Genomic DNA, 16,844 nt, shown 5'->3' on the forward strand with positions numbered 1-16,844 from the left:
CGGAGCTGCGGGCGGCAGCAACGTCGACAAGCGCCGTGTGCGCATGGTGTTTACCACGCGCAAAGGTGGGGAATCGCAAGCACCGTATGATTCCTTTAACTTGGCGAACCACGTTGGTGATGACTCGCTAGCGGTCGCGCACAACCGAGAGCGGTTGGAGCGCGTGTTGGGGTTGCAAAAAATTCAGTGGATGGAACAGCTCCATACGAATACGGTCACCGTAGTGACTGCCCCCAGCGAAAGTCCGGTTGAAGCTACCGATGCTTTAGTGACTACGTTGCCAGGCCTGGCACTAGGGGTCCTAGTGGCAGATTGCGTACCGGTTTTGTTAGCTGATACCAGTGCCGGGGTCTGTGCAGCGGTACACGCCGGCCGCATCGGGGCACGCAACGGGATCGTCTCGCGAACCGTCAAAGCCATGGTCGAACTCGGTGCGCAGCCTAATAAGATACAGGCACTGCTGGGGCCGGCAGCTAGTGGAAAAAATTATGAGGTACCTGACGCCATGGCGATGGACGTCGAGCGGCACCTTCCAGGTTCCCGAACCAAAACTGCGAATGGCACTGCGGGCCTGGATATTCGGGCCGGGCTAGTTCGCCAACTTATGGCGTTGGGAGTAACCGCAATTGAAGCCGACCCGCGGTGCACGATCGATGATGAAGAATTTTTTTCCTACCGCCGAGAAGGTACTACCGGACGTCAAGCAGGCGTTATCTGGTTGACCGGGCAATAACAGGGCAGGGAGTATGGCTGACAATAAACCTTCTGCGCACCAGGAGGATTCGCAAAAACTTCCTTCGCAGGCCGGGGTATCCAAACGCGATGGTTCCGGATTAAGCGAAGACGAGTCCGTGCATGTTTTGCGCCGGAATCTTCAGAAAACCACACAGCGTATAGCGACAGCTGCCAGGGCCGCTGGGCGTGATCCTGAAGAAATTACATTGCTCCCGGTGACCAAGTTTCATCCAGTAGAGTCGATCTCCAGCCTGGCCGACCTTGGTGTGACAGATGTGGCCGAAAATAGAGCACAGGAAGCACACGATAAAGCGGAGAAACTTCCGGGAATGCGGTTCCACATGATTGGGCAGGTGCAAACGAAGAAAGCCAACGCGGTAGCTCGTTGGGCATCGAGTGTGCATTCGGTGGATTCGCGTAAGCTTGCCGACGCCCTCGACCGAGGGATCGCACTGGCAATTGAGCGTGAACAACGAACCGAAGGCTATGCGCTGCCGGTGTTCCTGCAGTATTCCGCCGATGGAGATACCTCGCGTGGCGGAATCCAGGACGATGCACTGATGCAACTTGCCGATCACGTCGAAACGCTGAAGAACGTAACCTTGGCCGGGGTGATGGTTGTGCCTCCTTTGGATTCTGCAGCGGAGCCGGTGTTTCGGCATGCTCGTATGATGTGCGATTCCCTTGCCGAACGTGTAGGTAGACGGCTGCAGCTGTCGGCCGGAATGTCAGCTGACCTGGAGAAAGCCATCGCCGCAGGCAGTGATATCGTGCGTGTCGGTACCGATATAATGGGCCCGCGACCAGTAGCTTTTTAAACAACTACTTAGTGCTGAAGTTTTATACCAATTACAACTAATTCAAGGGGAAGCCAATGTCTATCATGCGTTCTGCCAGAGAATTTTTCTTTGGGCCAGATGACGAGGCATATTACGAATACGACGAGGCCTCGGACTACGACCGTCGCGAAGGTTACCGTGAACCAGGCGCGCGTGATGACGTTCGCGATGGGGGGTACCGGGATCTCCCGCCACGTCGCGAAGCTGTTGCGGCCCGCGATTACGGCTATGATCGTGAGCCACTGCGTGAGACTGGCGGAGCCCGTGGGCGTGAGTACGACGGCTATCAGGCTGCAGTCGCTCCACAGGTAGCCTCGGCACCTGCAGTGAACCCGAATCCTACGGTGGTAGCTTTGTCTCTGGTCAGCTATGACGAGGCCCGCAAAATGGGTGAGGCTTTCCGCGACGGCGATGTTGTGGTTTTTGAAATCACCGATGCAGAGCGGAGCGTGGCCAAGCGCATTATTGATTTCTCTGCGGGGCTGTGCTTTGCCCTTCGTGGGCAGATGAAAAATGTGACCGCTAAAATCGATACGGACCGTAAGATTTTCGCGATTGTTCCCGAACATGCTCAAGTTACTAGCATTGATCTGGAACGTGCAGCAGGTTTGCGCTAACCACGGTTGTGGGGATCAGGTAAGGTAGACGCCCGTGAGTATGCTCGGAGTAATTCTTCTCGTTGCCATTCGCTTGTACACTCTCGTACTTGTGGGGCGGATCATTATTGAGATGATTCAGTCCTTTGGCCGTACCTTCCAGCCTCCGCGGTGGTTCATCATGATCGCCGAAGTGCTGTTCATGTTGACAGATCCGCCAGTGAAAGCGCTGCGCCGGGTTATCCCGCCGCTGCGGACCGGCGGTGTGGCTGTTGATATGTCCGTACTGGTGCTGTTTTTGCTGCTCATGGTGGCCGGCATGTTGGTCCGTGCGGTTTTCCTATAGTCGCCGCTCCCATCGAAGCGACTGGCTCGCGGGGCTTAATCGCCCCCGAGGCTAATCGGTGGCTATAGGTGACTGTGGGCAAAGATTGATAGAAGACTGCAAGTCAGATAAATTTAATACCGTTAATACAACGCGTGAGATTTTCGTAACTAACAGGTCTCGCCCGCATACGCGGGGCCGTCACTTGACTAAGAAGGGGAGTGCCAATGCCACTTTCACCAGCAGACGTCCATAACGTCGCGTTTAACAAGCCTCCTATTGGTAAACGGGGCTATAACGAGGACGAGGTGGATCAGTTCCTCGACTTAGTTGAAGACACTCTTGCACAGCTGCAAGATGAAAACGATGAGTTGCGTGCTCTTCTAGATGAAGCCGAGACCCAGGGGTCTTCGGCGAACACCTCCAGCGCAACTGGTGCTTCCGCGCAGTCTGCTTCGGTGGATGAATCTAAGCTCCGTTCGGAAATCGAATCTGATCTGCGCGCGAAGATTGAAAAAGAAATTCGCGCAGAATACGACGAAAAGCTTAATGAGTCCCGCAAGGCCGCTTCCAAGGCACAGAGCGAGGCAAACCAGGCTAAAGCTGAGCACGAGTCGACCAAGAAAGAACTGGCACAGGCTCGTCAGTCTGCGGAATCGAGCGCGAAGAAGGCAGACACTAGCAAGTCCGCAGGCTCGGCAGCCGCCACGGCGGCTCCTGCTGCTAATGCTCCAGCTCAGGCCACCGCAGATGCCAGTGGCATGGCTACCCCTGCCACCCACATGCAAGCAGCTAAGGTCCTGGGCTTGGCCCAGGAGATGGCGGACCGTTTGACCGCCGACGCACAGGCAGAATCCAAGGCTATGTTGGATGATGCCCGGTCCACTTCGGAAAAGCAGCTTAGCGATGCACAATCCGAAGCTAAACGTCTGGTCGATGACGCTGAACAGAAGTCTTCGAAGCAATTGCAGGATGCTGAGACTCGTTCGCGCACCATGATTCAGGATGCAGAGAAGAAGGCTGCACAGACCACTTCGGATGCGGAATCCCGCGCGGAAGCTCAGGTGCGACAGGCCAACGAAAAGGCAGCTTCGCTGCGCGCTGACGCTGAGAAGAAGCACACCGAAGTTATGAACACCGTGAAGCAACAGCAGGCAGCGCTGGAAGCACGGATCGAAGATCTTCGTACTTACGAGCGTGAGTACCGTACCCGCTTGCGCACCATGCTGGAATCCCAGTTGGAAGAGCTGGAAGCACGTGGTTCCGCTGCCCCGAGCGGCGATATTAAAGGCACTAACAAATAGTTCGAAGGACACCATCTGCCGCGTTGTTTAGCGTTCTGCGCTGATGCAGCGCAGTGAAAGTTAAGTCCAGAAAACGCCTGCAGGAGTAGTTCCTGCAGGCGTTTTCGTCTTTGGACTGGTTTTCAGAGAGCGTGCTGTATTAGGGCTAGCAGGTGCTGGGGATTTTTCGTCTGAATCTGCCACACGAAAAAGGGGTTAGGCTGGTATGTGATCTACTAGCGATGCAGACCACATACCAGCCTAACCCGCAGTTAGGAAGCGCCTGTGAAGGGCTAATAATTGGTTGGGAAAGTTGTCTGCTGGGGTTATGTGGCGACGATGATGATGTCTAAACGCCGCGGTCCATGGACGCCTTCGACGCGCTCAAGCTCGATATCTGATGTCGCTGACGGGCCGGAGATCATGGTGATGGGCTGGGTACTTTCAATAGCTTCGAGCGCCTGCGGCACCAAATCCACAACGTCCTTTTCGAAGACGACGCACACGTGGTGGTCCGGGACCAATGTGATCGCGCGGCGGCCCTCGTTTGGTTGTGCAGATAGGAATATGGTTCCGGTATCTGCGCAAGCGACGGTGGAACCAGTAAGAACTGCATCGATGGAATCGAGGTCAGAGATGGTTAGGGGTTGATCATCGAGATCCACAATGAAGTCGCGATCCGGTAACCATTTTTCATAAAGCCCGGATGGGATAACACAGCTGCGCTCTTCCAACAGAGCGCCGATGCGTTCTGGCAAGGAGTCTAGGTTTTCACGGTAGACGTTGGCTTTGTAGTCTTCCAAGCGGTCAATCAGTACGTCAACGACTTCCGCTCCGGTTCGTCCGCCGACACGTCGGTATTCACGCGGCACGGCGGGCGGGGTGGGGTGGTCGCTCAATGAATTGCGCAGGCGTGCGAAGATTTCTGTCTTCGCGTCATCGTATTGATATTTCTGGTCCATTAGGAATCCGCCTTTGTAGTGTTTCCGCGGTTTTTCGCCCACCAATGACGGAAGGCTTGCTTCGGTGGTTTCGGAATATCGCGTTGTGAGGTCCATGCGCCCGCGATGCCTGGTAGCCAACCGATGGTTCCGGAACGGCCGGCGACAATCCGGCTCAGCGGCAATCCGCGCTCTACGAGCTTCATAACTTGACCCGACCCCATGACAAAGCTAGCGGCTTTCATCAGCGCGGCCATCTGTGAAGGCCCAGATTGTTCGTCTACAGCCTTGGAACGCAAATGCACCAAGATGTCAGGAATATTGATTTTCACAGGGCAGACGTCGTAGCAGGCGTTGCACAGGGAAGAAGCGAAAGGCAGGGTCGCGTTTTGTTCTGAAGTGATACCGGTGAGCTGTGGTGACAGGATGGCGCCAATAGGTCCTGGATAGACCGAGCCATAGGAGTGGCCGCCGGCTTGCTCGTAAACAGGGCAGACGTTCAAACAAGCAGAACAACGGATGCAGTGCAGCGCAGAACGGCCATCTTCGTCGTCTAATACCGCGGAGCGACCATTGTCTAGCAACACTACATGCACGTTTTTGGGCCCGTCGCCCTCAAATGCGCCGGTCCACAAAGAGGTGTACGGGTTCATGCGTTCTCCGGTGGAAGAACGGGGAAGCAATTGTAAAAAGACTTCGAGGTCGGAGAACGTCGGGATGAGTTTTTCGATACCCATCACGGTGATGAGAGTTTCCGGCAGGCTTAGGCACATGCGACCATTGCCTTCGGATTCTACGACAGACAGCGTCCCGGTATCGGCGACACCGAAGTTGGCGCCAGAGACCGCGACTTTGCGTGATAGGAAGCGCGTGCGCAGGTGACGACGGGCAGCTTCAGCTAGCACGGCTGGCTCAGAGGTGAGGTCATCGCCGGCTTCTGGCATAGTCTTTTTGAAAATCTCGCGAATCTCATCGCGGTTGCGGTGGATTGCAGGAACCAGAATGTGCGAAGGTTTGTCCTCGCCAAGCTGCACGATCAGTTCAGCTAAGTCGGTTTCTGTAGCGGTGATTCCTTGTTCTTCCAAGTACTCATCCAGGCCGATTTCCTGGGTAGCCATGGATTTGATCTTGTTTACTTCGGTTTCACCGGTCTCACGAATGAGCTCCGTGACTATTTTATTTGCTTCCTTAGCATCCCGTGCCCAGTGCACGTGGCCGCCCGCTGCTTCGAAGTTATGCGCAAATTGCTCCAGCAGTTCCGGAAGGTTCGCCATGACGTTGGATTTGATCGCGGAACCGGCGTTGCGCAGCTGTTCCCAATCTGGAACTTCGCCGACGACGTTATTGCGTTTGGCGCGAATCGCGTGGGTGGCATGGTGAATGTTTTTGCGCATCTGCTTGTTTTGCATTTGCTGCTTAGCAGAGGCCGGGAATGGGGTGGATAGGTTGATATTGCCCTGGCCATAGGCGGGCATTCCCAAAGCGACGGTGCTCATTATTTCGCCTCCTGCGGGATGGAAAGTTCGTCGGCAGTTTCTGGATTCCACGGATTTTCGCGGGTAGATGCCAGAATTTCCGCTAAGTGCAGCGTGCGAGTCTTCGAACCTTGGCGGTGCAAGATGCCACCGAGGTGCATGAGGCAAGATGCGTCGCCGCCGGTGCACATTTCCGCGCCAGTGGACTCGATATTGCGTACTTTTTGTTCACCCATGGCACCGGAAACACCGGGGTCTTTAATGGAGAATGTACCTCCGAAGCCGCAGCATTCTTCTTTATCCGGTAGCTCTACCATGTTGATGCCGCCGACGGTTTCGAGCAGGTCGGGTTGGCGGGTGCCCAAGCGTAGTAGGCGCATGCCGTGGCAAGACGGGTGGTAAGTCACGGTGTGTGGGAAATAGGAGCCGAGTTGTTCGGCAGCGTTGGTGATGCCTTCGATATCGCGTAGGAACTGCGAGAGCTCGTAAGTGTTGCCGGCGATTTCGCTAGCGTGCTTCGCGAGTTTCGGGTCACCATTTTTCTGCGCAACCATGGGCTGTTGGTGCCGCAGGGAGGCTACGCAGGAACCGGATGGAGCCACGGCGACGTCGTAGTCTGCCTTGCTGAACGCAGAGACGTGGTTACGGACCACGGGCAGAGCGTCTTTGAGATAGCCACTATTGACGTGCATCTGGGAGCAGCATGCTTGGCCTTCGGGGAAAATAACCTCGTGGCCGAGTCGTTCCAAGATGTTTGCCGTCGCTAGTGCCACTCGCGGATACATCGCGTCGACGATGCAAGTAGCAAATAATGCAATTTTCATGGGAATTGTCCTTAGTGACGCAGTGACGCAAAAATAAGATCGTATAAAATTATCGGACCGCCGGGGCGATTTCTGCAAAACTGCTGGTCTGGTCTAGAGCGCTGCGATGGTGCGCGTGTAATTACACGGTGCCATAACAACGTCTCGGTGGCATAATGGAGTTATTGCTAAAAAAGTCACACAGGTAATGCTTAGTAAGCAGGAAGGTCGGGGTTACAGACACCATGATGCTCGCGGTGCTTATATTGGCGTTTCTTGCTTTCCTGGGGCTCGTATTGTTTTTGTCGACGGGCGCGGCTGGCTGGTTGACATTGCTGTTTGGGGGAGCCGGTGTGGCGTTGGTGCTGTTGCTTGTCGACGTTGTCCGTAAAAAATAGTAGGCTTAGTTTTCGTTGCTATGATCCGGCCATCACCGGGGAGCTTTCCGGAAGAACGGCGCTTGTTTTTCTTATAGAAGATACGGGCGCTCATTAGAACCGGGCCACAAGGTGAAACCTTCACCACAATGAAGTGGGAAGCGTAGTTGGTGTTGATCAGCTCCGCCTCCAAGCAGGGTGGTACCGCGCTATCAGCGTCCCTGCGTCGCGAACATTCGTGTGTGAAGGAGATTAACCGTGGCTGCGAGAAACCAGGATGCAAAAGGCCGAGCTGTAGAGAGACAGACAGAGGCAATTCCTGCTAATGACCACACCGCTGTCGGTAGCGTCTACCCGAAGGTCGACATGACCGATGGCACTAATAGTTTCCCGGCGATGGAATCCATCGTTCAGGATTATTGGAATAAGGACCAGACTTTCCAGGCTTCGCTGGACCAGCGTAAAGACGCTCCGGAATATATTTTTTATGATGGTCCTCCGTTTGCCAATGGTCTACCGCATTACGGGCACCTGCTCACCGGCTATGTGAAAGATATCGTCCCGCGGTACCGCACCATGGCTGGTAATTATGTCCCTCGCGTTTTTGGCTGGGATTGCCATGGCTTGCCTGCCGAGCTGGAAGCTGAAAAGCAGTTGGGCATTAACCAGCGCCATGAGGTTGAGGAAATGGGGCTGGAGAAGTTCAATGAGGTTTGCGCTACGTCTGTGTTGAAATACGCCGATGAGTGGGAAGCCTACGTTAACCGGCAGGCTCGTTGGGTCGATTTCGAGAACGGCTACAAGACTATGGACATCGAGTTCATGGAATCTGTCATGTGGGCGTTCAAGGAACTGTATGACAAGGGCTTGATTTATCAGGGCTTCCGTGTCTTGCCGTATTCCTGGGCTGAGCACACTTCGTTGTCTAACCAAGAGACACGCTTGGATGATTCTTATAAGGAGCGCCAGGATCCGTCGTTGACGGTTTCTTTCCCGCTGACTGGTGCGCGCTCGGGCTCGGCTGCAGAAAAAACTCTGCAAGAAAACCCGCTCTTCGGCGATGTTGAGGCCGTTGCCTGGACGACGACGCCGTGGACGTTGCCCTCGAACTCGGCGTTAGCGGTAAACCCGAAGGTCACCTACACGGTTGTGCGGGTAGGAGAGAGTGGTGCTGATGGTTTTGCGGGCAAGCTGTTGTTGCTTGCCGACGACCTCCGCGATGCTTATCTCAAGGAGCTGGGCAAAGACCACGAGGTGGTGCTGTCTCTGCCGGGCGCTGACTTGGTGGGCTTCACCTATGAGCCAATCTTTGGCTACTTCCCGGAATTGAAAAACGGCTACCAGATCTTGGCTGCTGATTACGTCACCACCGACGGCGGTACTGGCGTGGTTCACCAAGCGCCTGCTTTTGGTGAAGACGATATGGCTACCTGCCAGGAAGCCGATATTGAGCTGGTTATTCCGGTGGATGCCGATGGTGAATTCACCGCGGATGTCCCGGATTATCAAGGCCAGTTGGTTTTTGATGCCAACAAGAACATCATCCGTGACCTGAAACAGACGGGCCGGGTTCTGCGGCACCAAGTTATTGTCCACTCCTATCCCCACTCTTGGCGTTCTGGCCAACCACTGATTTATCGCGCGATGCCAGCGTGGTTCGTCGCTGTGACCAAGATTCGTGATCGCATGGTGGAGCTGAACCACAACGAGATTGAGTGGATTCCTGAGCATATCCGTGATGGCCAGTTTGGCAAGTGGCTAGAAGGCGCTCGGGACTGGAATATTTCGCGGTCCCGTTACTGGGGTGCGCCGATTCCGGTGTGGATCTCTGACAATGAGGAATACCCGCGTATCGACGTCTACGGTTCGCTGGACGAGCTGGAGCGAGACTTCGGGGTGCGTCCTACCTCGCTGCACCGCCCGGATATTGACGAGTTGACGCGTCCGAACCCTGATGATCCAACTGGTCAGTCCACCATGCGTCGTGTTCCGGACGTGCTGGACTGCTGGTTTGAGTCCGGCTCCATGCCGTTTGCGCAGAAGCATTACCCATTCGAGAACAAGGACTGGTTTGAATCGCACAACCCAGCGGACTTCATCGTTGAGTATTCCGGCCAGACCCGTGGTTGGTTCTATCTGTTGCATGTACTGTCTACGGCGCTGTTTGATCGCCCGGCGTTTAAGAAGGTGGTTGCGCACGGCATCGTGCTGGGCGATGATGGGCTGAAGATGTCGAAGTCCAAGGGCAACTACCCGGACGTTAATGAGGTCTTTGACCGCGACGGCTCGGATGCGATGCGTTGGTTCTTGATGTCCAGCCCGATCCTGCGTGGCGGCAACCTCATTGTCACTGAGCAAGGCATTCGCGATGGTGTGCGGCAGGCAATCTTGCCAATCTGGAATGCGTATACCTTCTTGCAGCTGTATTCCAGCAAGCCAGCGCAGTGGTCGGTGGATTCTACCGATGTGCGGGACCGCTACATCTTGGCTAAGACCCACGATCTTGTCGACGCCGTCGACACGGCATTGGCTAATACCAACATTGCCGATGCCACCGAGGCCGTGCGTGTCTACGCCGATGCGCTGACCAACTGGTATGTGCGCCGTTCTCGCGAACGTTTTTGGGAGGGCGACGAGGCGAACCCGGAAGCTTTCAACACCTTGTACACGGTGTTGGAGATCGTTTCCCGCACGGTAGCCCCGCTTTTGCCGCATGTTGCGGAGGTCATTTACCGCGGTCTGACTGGTGAGCGTTCGGTGCACCTGGCTGATTTCCCGGCTGCCAGTGATCTGCCTGCCGACGACGAGCTGGTGCACGCCATGGACTACACCCGTGCGGTGTGTTCGGCTGCATCGTCGGTACGCAAGGCGAATAAGCTGCGTAACCGTTTGCCATTGCCGAAGCTGCTGGTGGCTATGCCGGAGTCTGCACAACTGGCAGATTTTGCGGACATCATTCGTGATGAGGTGAACGTCAACGAAGTTGAGCTGACAGATGATGTGGATTCTGTGGGGCGTTTCGAGGTCGTCGTCAACGCGAAGGTGGCAGGCCCTCGTTTGGGTAAGGACGTGCAACGCGCAATCAAGGCTGTGAAGTCCGGTAATTACGAGCGCTCAGGCGGCCTGGTGCTTGCCGACGGTGTCGAGCTGCGTGAAGGCGAATACACCGAACGTTTGGTCGCTGCGGATGCAGATTCCACTGCACAGATTGCTGGCCGAGAGGGCTTGGTAGTGCTGGATATGACGGTGACCGAGGAGCTGGAAGCCAAAGGCTGGGCAGCTGATGTGATCCGCGGTATCCAGGATGCGCGTAAGGCGGCTGATTTTGCGGTGAGTGATCGCATTACCGCCACGTTGTCGGTCCCCGCGGACAAAGAAGAGTGGGCGAAGCGCCATCGCGAACACATTGCAGCTGAGGTATTGGCAATGGACCTGCAGGTGGTCACCGAACCACAGGAAGGCGACAATGTCTACCGCGTACTCGATGGCGTGAGCGTTGCTGTCCAGCTTGCTTAGGTAAACAACGAGCTCGCAAAAGGTTGCCATACTGAGATAGTCCTGGTTACCTTCCCGGTAAATTGGGTCTGAGTGCTAGTGGTTTACCGTAGACGGTGAAACTTCCCGGAGCGCCTCATTGAATGGGGCGCTCCGGTTTTGTGTTTTTTGGGGAGGGTGCGCCGGGGTGTCCTATTTTGTATGGTTGCTTAACTTCTCCGACGGTTCAGTAAACCCCAAGCTTAACGATGGAGTTTTAATGAACCATTCAGATTATTTTTAGCAGCAAAAGCACTGGTGGTGACCTTGTTTTGACAACCAAACAAATAATGGACTAGTTTTCTGCGATCGATCAACCAAGTGATTCGATGACAATGCCTTCTGGCAGAAGCCTGGGAATATCTGAGTCCAGTGCTCGCGCTAGCGGAATCGAACTTTGACGATCAGTTTCCGTTTTGTTGTTTACTGTGAAAGGCCCTCTCATGCTTAACAAGCGCGTTCTGGCTACAGCTATCTTGTCCCTGTCCATCGTGGCACCCACTGTCTCCACTCTTTCGCCAATTGCCCAGGCAGCGCCGTCGCACCTGGGATGCGGCAAGCAGGTCGTCGAAGACGCAGGTTTCAAGGGGGACGTCTCGATTGTCGTCGCCAAGCATTTGAAGGTCTCGTGTGGGTTGTCGGTCCAGCAAATTGCTCAACTGTCGGATAGCGACTTGACGCAGGTTATCGAAGAATTAGGTATCTCCAAAGCCGGGCTCAACCTAGCTTTGGTGCGAGCTGCAGCTGGCACCATTGACCAAAACACTGATAAGCCAGGAAACGGTGGAGGAACGGGCGACCTGGATCGTAACTACCAGACCGGCGTGAGCGTAGACCGCATCAAAGCTGGGGCCCGGACCGTGACCGGTACGGTGTATCTCCAGGCAGACCAGGACGAGCAGAAAATTAGCGCAGCACTTCCGCGCCGTAACTTTGTCACGGTTACTGCGAAGAAGAAAAACCCGGGCAAAGCTGAATTGGTGAAATTCGAAATCCCGGTTCCGGACGGCCTGCAACTGCGGGAACACCACCAGGTGTTTGTATACACGGGGGAGGGCGCACCGACGCCACAGCGCATACGTAACGGTGGTGCTATGTTGCTGGTGGAAGCGGAAGGCTCAGGTGGCGGGGAAGGTAGCGCGGATGGCGCAGATAATGGTGCACAAACGCAGCAGACACAGATTCTTGTCGACGAGATTGCTGCTGGAGCTCAGACAATAACCGGGAAAGTGAAACTGCCCGAGGGTGTTTCGGAGCAGAAGATTGCAGCCTTCTTCCCCCGGTCGCTGTTTGCGCAGGTGAGTGTGCAGAACGCACAGAAAGATGCGCAAGGTTTTGTGAATTTCGAGATTGCGGTGCCGGAGAGCCTGAACCTACAGGTAGGCGAGCAAGTCAAGATCGGACCGGTCGGCAAGTTGGCGGAAGTCCAAACCGTCGTGGTGAAGGCTTAAGTTAAAAATTCGCCTGATTGTCGGAAGGCAAGGCCGTTGGCGGTGTCGGAGCAGTCAGCTAAGCACGCCAGCGGTCGAGAACCATATTGGGACGTTAACCCCAGAATTCTCCCACCCTTTTTCAAGCAGTTATTACAAATTTTGGTTAAAGATAAAACCAAGTATTTTGTTCCCGCCGTCTTCTGAAAGGCTTTTTACTATGCTTAACAAGCGCGTAGTCGTTGCTATTGCAGTCATGGGAACGCTGGCCGTTCCTGCCGTTTCCGTTATTACCCCAGTTGCTCAGGCGCAGGTCGTGCCGGCTGCGGCTGACGTCAACGACGCTTCGAAACAAATTGTCGTAGACCAGCCCAGAGTTGGTGATGCCAAGATCACGGGTAAAGTACTTATTGTAGACGGTGAGAATTCTCAAAAAGTTGCGGTTTTGTTTGTTTCAAATGTGCACCGTGACGAAATTCAAGTAACTCGAGACACCACCATGGGCGCAGATCTGGTTTCCTTTGAATATACTGTTCCGACGTCGCGCCCTCTGCAGGAAGGCGAGGCAATCACCGTAGGAATTCCTGGGAATCAAAACACCTTCCAAACCGTCACCGTGCAAAAAGCTCTGACACCAGAAACGAGCCCGGCACCAGTTCCGGATCCGGGGAATGAGCACAAGCCAGAAGTAGAGCAACCGACGCCACAACCGCAGGATAAAGAACAGCAGCCGGAGGGCGGGAACAAGCAAGGGGAGAACCAGCAGTCCCCGATGCCGGAAGATGAGAAAAAACCGGAAGGTGAGGCTAAGCCAGAACGCGAGCAGCCAGAGGGTGAGGCTAAGCCAGAGGGCGAACAGCAAGCCCCGAATCCTGAAACAGAGAAGAAACCAGAGGCTGATGAACAAAAGCCGACAGAGCCTAAGACTCCCGAAAACGAAGGCATGAAACCTGGCGACAAGAAGCCAGAAGGTCCAAAGCCTAGTGAAGAAAAGAAGCCAGAGGCTCCGAAGGCACCAGAAAAGAAACCAGAGAGTCCAAAACTTCCTGGTGAAGATAGTAAAAAACCAGAGATTGACAAAGGTGCGTTGCAGGGAAGCTCGAATATTGGTGACTTCTTCAGGACCCTCGCAGCCATCGGTGGAGTAGTTGGAGTTGTCTCTGGCGTCGTTAAGCTCTTCACCCAAGGTTTCAGTGGTGCACACTTCCTACAACCACTGCGTGGTTTCTTGGCGCAGTTCAACATCAAGTTTTAACTTCGGTTTCGCGATTCTCCAGAAAGGAATTCTGCATGATTAACCAGCGCGTATTCGCAGCGGCAGTAGTTTCAGTGTCTCTTGCTGTTCCGGTGGCGGCTTCGGTGACTGCCGAAGCACAGGCGCAACCTGTGGCATCTGTACAGAACCAGGCGTCTGATGCGACGAAGCAGGTCATTGTTAATCCGGTGAAAGTCGGAGACACGAAGCTCACTGGCAAGGTATTGCTGGAGGCGGGACGTAAAGCGCAGTACGTTTCTATTTTGTTTAACGACCGTGCCCACCAACAGACAGTGCTTGCTTCCCGCCAAGAAGCTTTTGGCTCGGATCTCGTATCTTTCGAGTACGCCATCCCGACGCTGTATCAGCTGCGTGTGGGCGAGACCATTACGGTGGGCATCGCCGGTAAGCCGGAGACATTCCAACAAATTCGGGTCGGAGAGGCTGATGCGCCCGCGCCGGGTGGTGCACCCGAGAAGATGCCAGATCACAAACCGGGTACTGAAGATGGCCGCAGGCCAGCCCCAGGCCAGAGTCCTGAGGATGCCAAACCGGACGAGGCCCCAAAGCCTCCGCAGCGCCCAGGCCTGGGCAACGGAGGATTGTTGAGTTCTAGTTCATCGAACCTGTTTGGTTAAAGCGCGGGGTGGGGCTGGGACCACTGAACTAAAATCCTGGGCAGGCTTGTATAGAGCGTAATTCCGTAAGACCGGAGCAAACCGAGTAAGCATGATTATTCATCGTGCGACCGGTTTGCTCCGGTCTTCTCGTCTCTAGGCAGAAAATATGAAAAATCAGAACCGGCCTGAGTTTTGGCAGCTGCTTTCGAGTTCTGAACAGTGCCACTGCAATGGCTCGTGTCCTAAGTCTCAAATTGTATAGAAACAAGGTTCGAAAAATCGCGATATTTCACCGATGGTGATGTTGGTCCCTTGCGGCGTTGTGGCAGGGTTGACAATATTTCGATGTCTTAGATGGATTTTTGTGGTCCAGGTTATTCCCAGGAATATGTTGATCTGTCATTATTCAAATCTGCAGTTGAACGTACTTTTTTGGGAAAATCTCAGCTATTTCCAGGATTTCTTATGGAATAAATTAAAGTTATTGCAATGTTTCTACCCCCGTTAGTGGTTAGCTAATGTGTGGGTGATATATAAGCCTGCTCTATAGATCCAGCTAGTTAGGTGCCAGTTATGGAGGAGTTAAATAGAAAATTTTTTCGGCAAGCTGTGAGTTAACAAAAACTTATTACTTGAATAGAATAGGCTTCATGAACGCGACACAGACGACAAAGGCTACAAGCCGGAAACATGCTCCGGTTAAGCCTGTAAAACAAGGCAAAGCCGTCCTGATTCTCGCCATTGGTACCGCCCTGTTGGCCTTCACCCCAATCTGGGTCAAGGCTTCCAATATGGACCCGGCAACTCAGGCATTCCTGCGTGTGTCCATCGGTTTCCTAGCTCTGCTGCCGATTGGTCTCCGCGAAATCAAAAATAAAGGTTCGTTGCCGCGGAAGGGCATCATCATGTCCGTTGTGGCGGGCCTGTTCCTGGGTGTGGACTTCACCGCATGGAACTACTCAATTTTCTACGTTGGTGCCGGTATTGCAGCAATTCTGCTGAACCTTCAGGTCATCATCGTTCCGATGCTGACAGCGATCTTCGATAAATATAAGATCCCACCGGTGTTCCTGATTCTGGTGCCGATCATGATCGTCGGTGTTGCGTTGACCGGTGGCGTCTTCGAGCCATCAGAATCCACAGGCCCATCCTCAATCTATGGCGTTAGTACCCCATTGTTGGGAACCCTGCTTGGCTTGACCTCCGGTATCTGCTACTCGTTCTACCTGTACTTCTCGCGTAAAGCTGGTACTACCGCTCCTCGTAAGGACCTGTATGTACAGCCAATGATGTACACCGCGGCCGCGCAGATGGTTGCTCCGTTCGTCTGGGCTCACACTGGTTCTTCTCGCGGTGGATTCGACTTCACCCATGGTGTGCTTGTCGACGGCCAGCTGCCTCTGGAAAACCCAGAAACCGCCTTGGGTGATCCACTGACCGCGACCAACTGGCTGATGCTGCTGATGCTGGCCACCCTTGGTCAAGCTGTTGCTTGGACGTTCGTTCAGTGGGGTTCGGTCTGGCTGGATCCAACTCTGTCCGCTGGTATCCTGCTGCTCTCGCCAGTGTCCTCGGTTGTCATTGCCTGGCCACTGTTCGGTGAAGTTCCATCCGCCTTGCAGTTCCTCGGTATCTTGATGATCCTCGGAACGGTGATGTATCAAAATGGGCTGTTCGATAAATTCATAGGCAAGAAGAATAAACCGCCGAAAGGTAAGGCAGGTAAAGATGATCCAAATGAGCTTGTCGACATCGGTATGGGCGGAAAAGGCCTGAAGGATGAGCCTGAGCCGGTGAAAGATCCGGGCGAAGGCCCGTGGCGACCAGCTTAACCACACACTCAGTGGCGCCGAAGGAGGCTGTTACCCTCGGCGCCCTCGACCATATCCGGTCTCAATGCCTTAATCACTAACTAGTTCTTGGAGGAAATCAATGCACTTGACAGAGCGTGAACAAGACAAACTGATGATTGTCGTCGCAGGCGACCTAGCTCGCCGACGTAAAGAACGCGGTCTCAAGCTGAATCGACCAGAAGCAGTCGCCTATATCACCGCCGAACTACTCGAGGGGGCACGCGACGGTAAATCCGTAGCGGACCTGATGAGTGAAGGTGTCACCTACCTCAGCCGCGAAGATGTCATGGAAGGCGTCCCGGAAATGATTTCCGATGTGCAGGTTGAAGCGACCTTCCGCGACGGAACCAAACTGGTCACCGTGCACCGCCCAATCCGCTAGACCATCGTCCCCGAACTGATTGCATAACTACAAAGGAGAAAAACCTTGATTCCTGGTGAATTCTTTATCTCAGAAGATGGTCCCATCACATTGAATGAAGGCCGTGAGGCGATAACTCTGGAAGTCACCAACTCCGGTGACCGTCCCGTCCAGGTTGGCTCGCACTTCCACTTCGCTGAAGCCAATGCAGAGCTGGACTTCGACCGTGAGGCTGCCCATGGTAAGCGCCTCGATATTCCGGCAGGAACCGCAATCCGTCTAGAACCCGGCGATTCCCGCACTGTTAACCTGATCGATTTCGCAGGCGACCGTGAGATTCACGGCTTCAACGGCAAAGTCAACGGCAAGCTCGACTAGTCCCAAACTCTCGTCGCAATACCTAAAACACCCAGCTAG

Annotated in this window: 16 protein-coding genes; 13 read left to right on the forward strand and 3 right to left on the reverse strand. The window is 54.4% G+C overall.

Annotated elements, in window-relative coordinates:
* Window positions 1–43: 43 nt before the first annotated feature.
* The 5 genes from pgeF (at window position 44) to HMPREF1292_RS06460 (ending at window position 3,799) form a co-directional block, all read left to right on the forward strand.
* Complete coding sequence (gene pgeF / locus HMPREF1292_RS06440; protein ID WP_034645981.1) at window positions 44–733, forward strand: peptidoglycan editing factor PgeF; 690 nt, start codon at window positions 44–46, stop codon at window positions 731–733.
* 13 nt (window positions 734–746) lie between these two features.
* A complete protein-coding gene (locus tag HMPREF1292_RS06445) occupies window positions 747–1,553 on the forward strand; it encodes a YggS family pyridoxal phosphate-dependent enzyme (protein WP_021353848.1) in 807 nt (268 codons plus the stop codon).
* A 56-nt stretch (window positions 1,554–1,609) separates the two neighbouring features.
* A complete protein-coding gene (locus HMPREF1292_RS06450; protein ID WP_021353849.1) occupies window positions 1,610–2,191 on the forward strand; it encodes a cell division protein SepF in 582 nt (193 codons plus the stop codon).
* Between the two features lie 34 nt (window positions 2,192–2,225).
* Entirely contained in the window at window positions 2,226–2,516 is a 291-nt protein-coding gene (locus HMPREF1292_RS06455) for a YggT family protein (RefSeq protein ID WP_024272910.1), read from the forward strand.
* Between the two features lie 206 nt (window positions 2,517–2,722).
* Window positions 2,723–3,799, forward strand: a complete 1,077-nt coding sequence (locus HMPREF1292_RS06460) for a DivIVA domain-containing protein (RefSeq protein ID WP_023019228.1) — start codon at window positions 2,723–2,725, stop codon at window positions 3,797–3,799.
* 305 nt (window positions 3,800–4,104) lie between these two features.
* Here the strand turns inward: HMPREF1292_RS06460 and HMPREF1292_RS06465 are convergent, their stop codons facing one another.
* The 3 genes from HMPREF1292_RS06465 to HMPREF1292_RS06475 are packed head-to-tail and all read right to left on the reverse strand — an operon-like array spanning window position 4,105 to window position 7,018.
* Window positions 4,105–4,740 (reverse strand): LUD domain-containing protein, encoded by a 636-nt coding sequence (locus HMPREF1292_RS06465; protein WP_021353852.1) that lies wholly within the window; start codon window positions 4,738–4,740, stop codon window positions 4,105–4,107.
* Window positions 4,740–6,215, reverse strand: a complete 1,476-nt coding sequence (locus tag HMPREF1292_RS06470) for a LutB/LldF family L-lactate oxidation iron-sulfur protein (RefSeq protein WP_023019229.1) — start codon at window positions 6,213–6,215, stop codon at window positions 4,740–4,742. The genes HMPREF1292_RS06465 and HMPREF1292_RS06470 overlap by 1 nt, the downstream gene beginning before the upstream one ends.
* A complete protein-coding gene (locus tag HMPREF1292_RS06475) occupies window positions 6,215–7,018 on the reverse strand; it encodes a (Fe-S)-binding protein (RefSeq protein ID WP_021352257.1) in 804 nt (267 codons plus the stop codon). Before HMPREF1292_RS06475 ends, HMPREF1292_RS06470 begins: the two co-directional genes overlap by 1 nt.
* Window positions 7,019–7,242: 224 nt before the next feature.
* Here HMPREF1292_RS06475 and HMPREF1292_RS11120 point away from each other — a divergent pair, with 224 nt between their 5' ends.
* The 8 genes from HMPREF1292_RS11120 to HMPREF1292_RS06510 all read left to right on the forward strand — a co-directional run bounded on the left by HMPREF1292_RS11120 (window position 7,243) and on the right by HMPREF1292_RS06510 (window position 16,805).
* Window positions 7,243–7,395 (forward strand): hypothetical protein, encoded by a 153-nt coding sequence (locus tag HMPREF1292_RS11120; protein WP_021352258.1) that lies wholly within the window; start codon window positions 7,243–7,245, stop codon window positions 7,393–7,395.
* Between the two features lie 345 nt (window positions 7,396–7,740).
* Window positions 7,741–10,890 carry an isoleucine--tRNA ligase gene (gene ileS / locus HMPREF1292_RS06480; RefSeq protein ID WP_051137456.1) on the forward strand — a complete coding sequence of 1,050 codons (3,150 nt, stop codon included), beginning with the start codon at window positions 7,741–7,743 and terminating at the stop codon, window positions 10,888–10,890.
* A gap of 461 nt (window positions 10,891–11,351) precedes the next feature.
* On the forward strand, window positions 11,352–12,359 hold the full coding sequence (locus tag HMPREF1292_RS06485) for a hypothetical protein (RefSeq protein ID WP_023019231.1): 1,008 nt from the start codon (window positions 11,352–11,354) through the stop codon (window positions 12,357–12,359).
* Window positions 12,360–12,558: 199 nt separating this feature from the next.
* On the forward strand, window positions 12,559–13,593 hold the full coding sequence (locus tag HMPREF1292_RS06490; protein WP_023019232.1) for a hypothetical protein: 1,035 nt from the start codon (window positions 12,559–12,561) through the stop codon (window positions 13,591–13,593).
* A 35-nt stretch (window positions 13,594–13,628) separates the two neighbouring features.
* Window positions 13,629–14,231, forward strand: coding sequence for a hypothetical protein (locus HMPREF1292_RS06495; protein WP_023019233.1), 603 nt, complete (start codon window positions 13,629–13,631; stop codon window positions 14,229–14,231).
* A gap of 632 nt (window positions 14,232–14,863) precedes the next feature.
* Window positions 14,864–16,045 carry a DMT family transporter gene (locus tag HMPREF1292_RS06500; protein ID WP_021352263.1) on the forward strand — a complete coding sequence of 394 codons (1,182 nt, stop codon included), beginning with the start codon at window positions 14,864–14,866 and terminating at the stop codon, window positions 16,043–16,045.
* Between the two features lie 100 nt (window positions 16,046–16,145).
* Window positions 16,146–16,448 (forward strand): urease subunit gamma, encoded by a 303-nt coding sequence (locus HMPREF1292_RS06505; protein ID WP_021352264.1) that lies wholly within the window; start codon window positions 16,146–16,148, stop codon window positions 16,446–16,448.
* Between the two features lie 45 nt (window positions 16,449–16,493).
* Entirely contained in the window at window positions 16,494–16,805 is a 312-nt protein-coding gene (locus HMPREF1292_RS06510; RefSeq protein ID WP_021352265.1) for an urease subunit beta, read from the forward strand.
* Window positions 16,806–16,844 lie beyond the last annotated feature (39 nt).

Source organism: Corynebacterium sp. KPL1995 (genome assembly GCF_000477935.1).
Taxonomy (GTDB): domain Bacteria; phylum Actinomycetota; class Actinomycetes; order Mycobacteriales; family Mycobacteriaceae; genus Corynebacterium; species Corynebacterium pseudodiphtheriticum.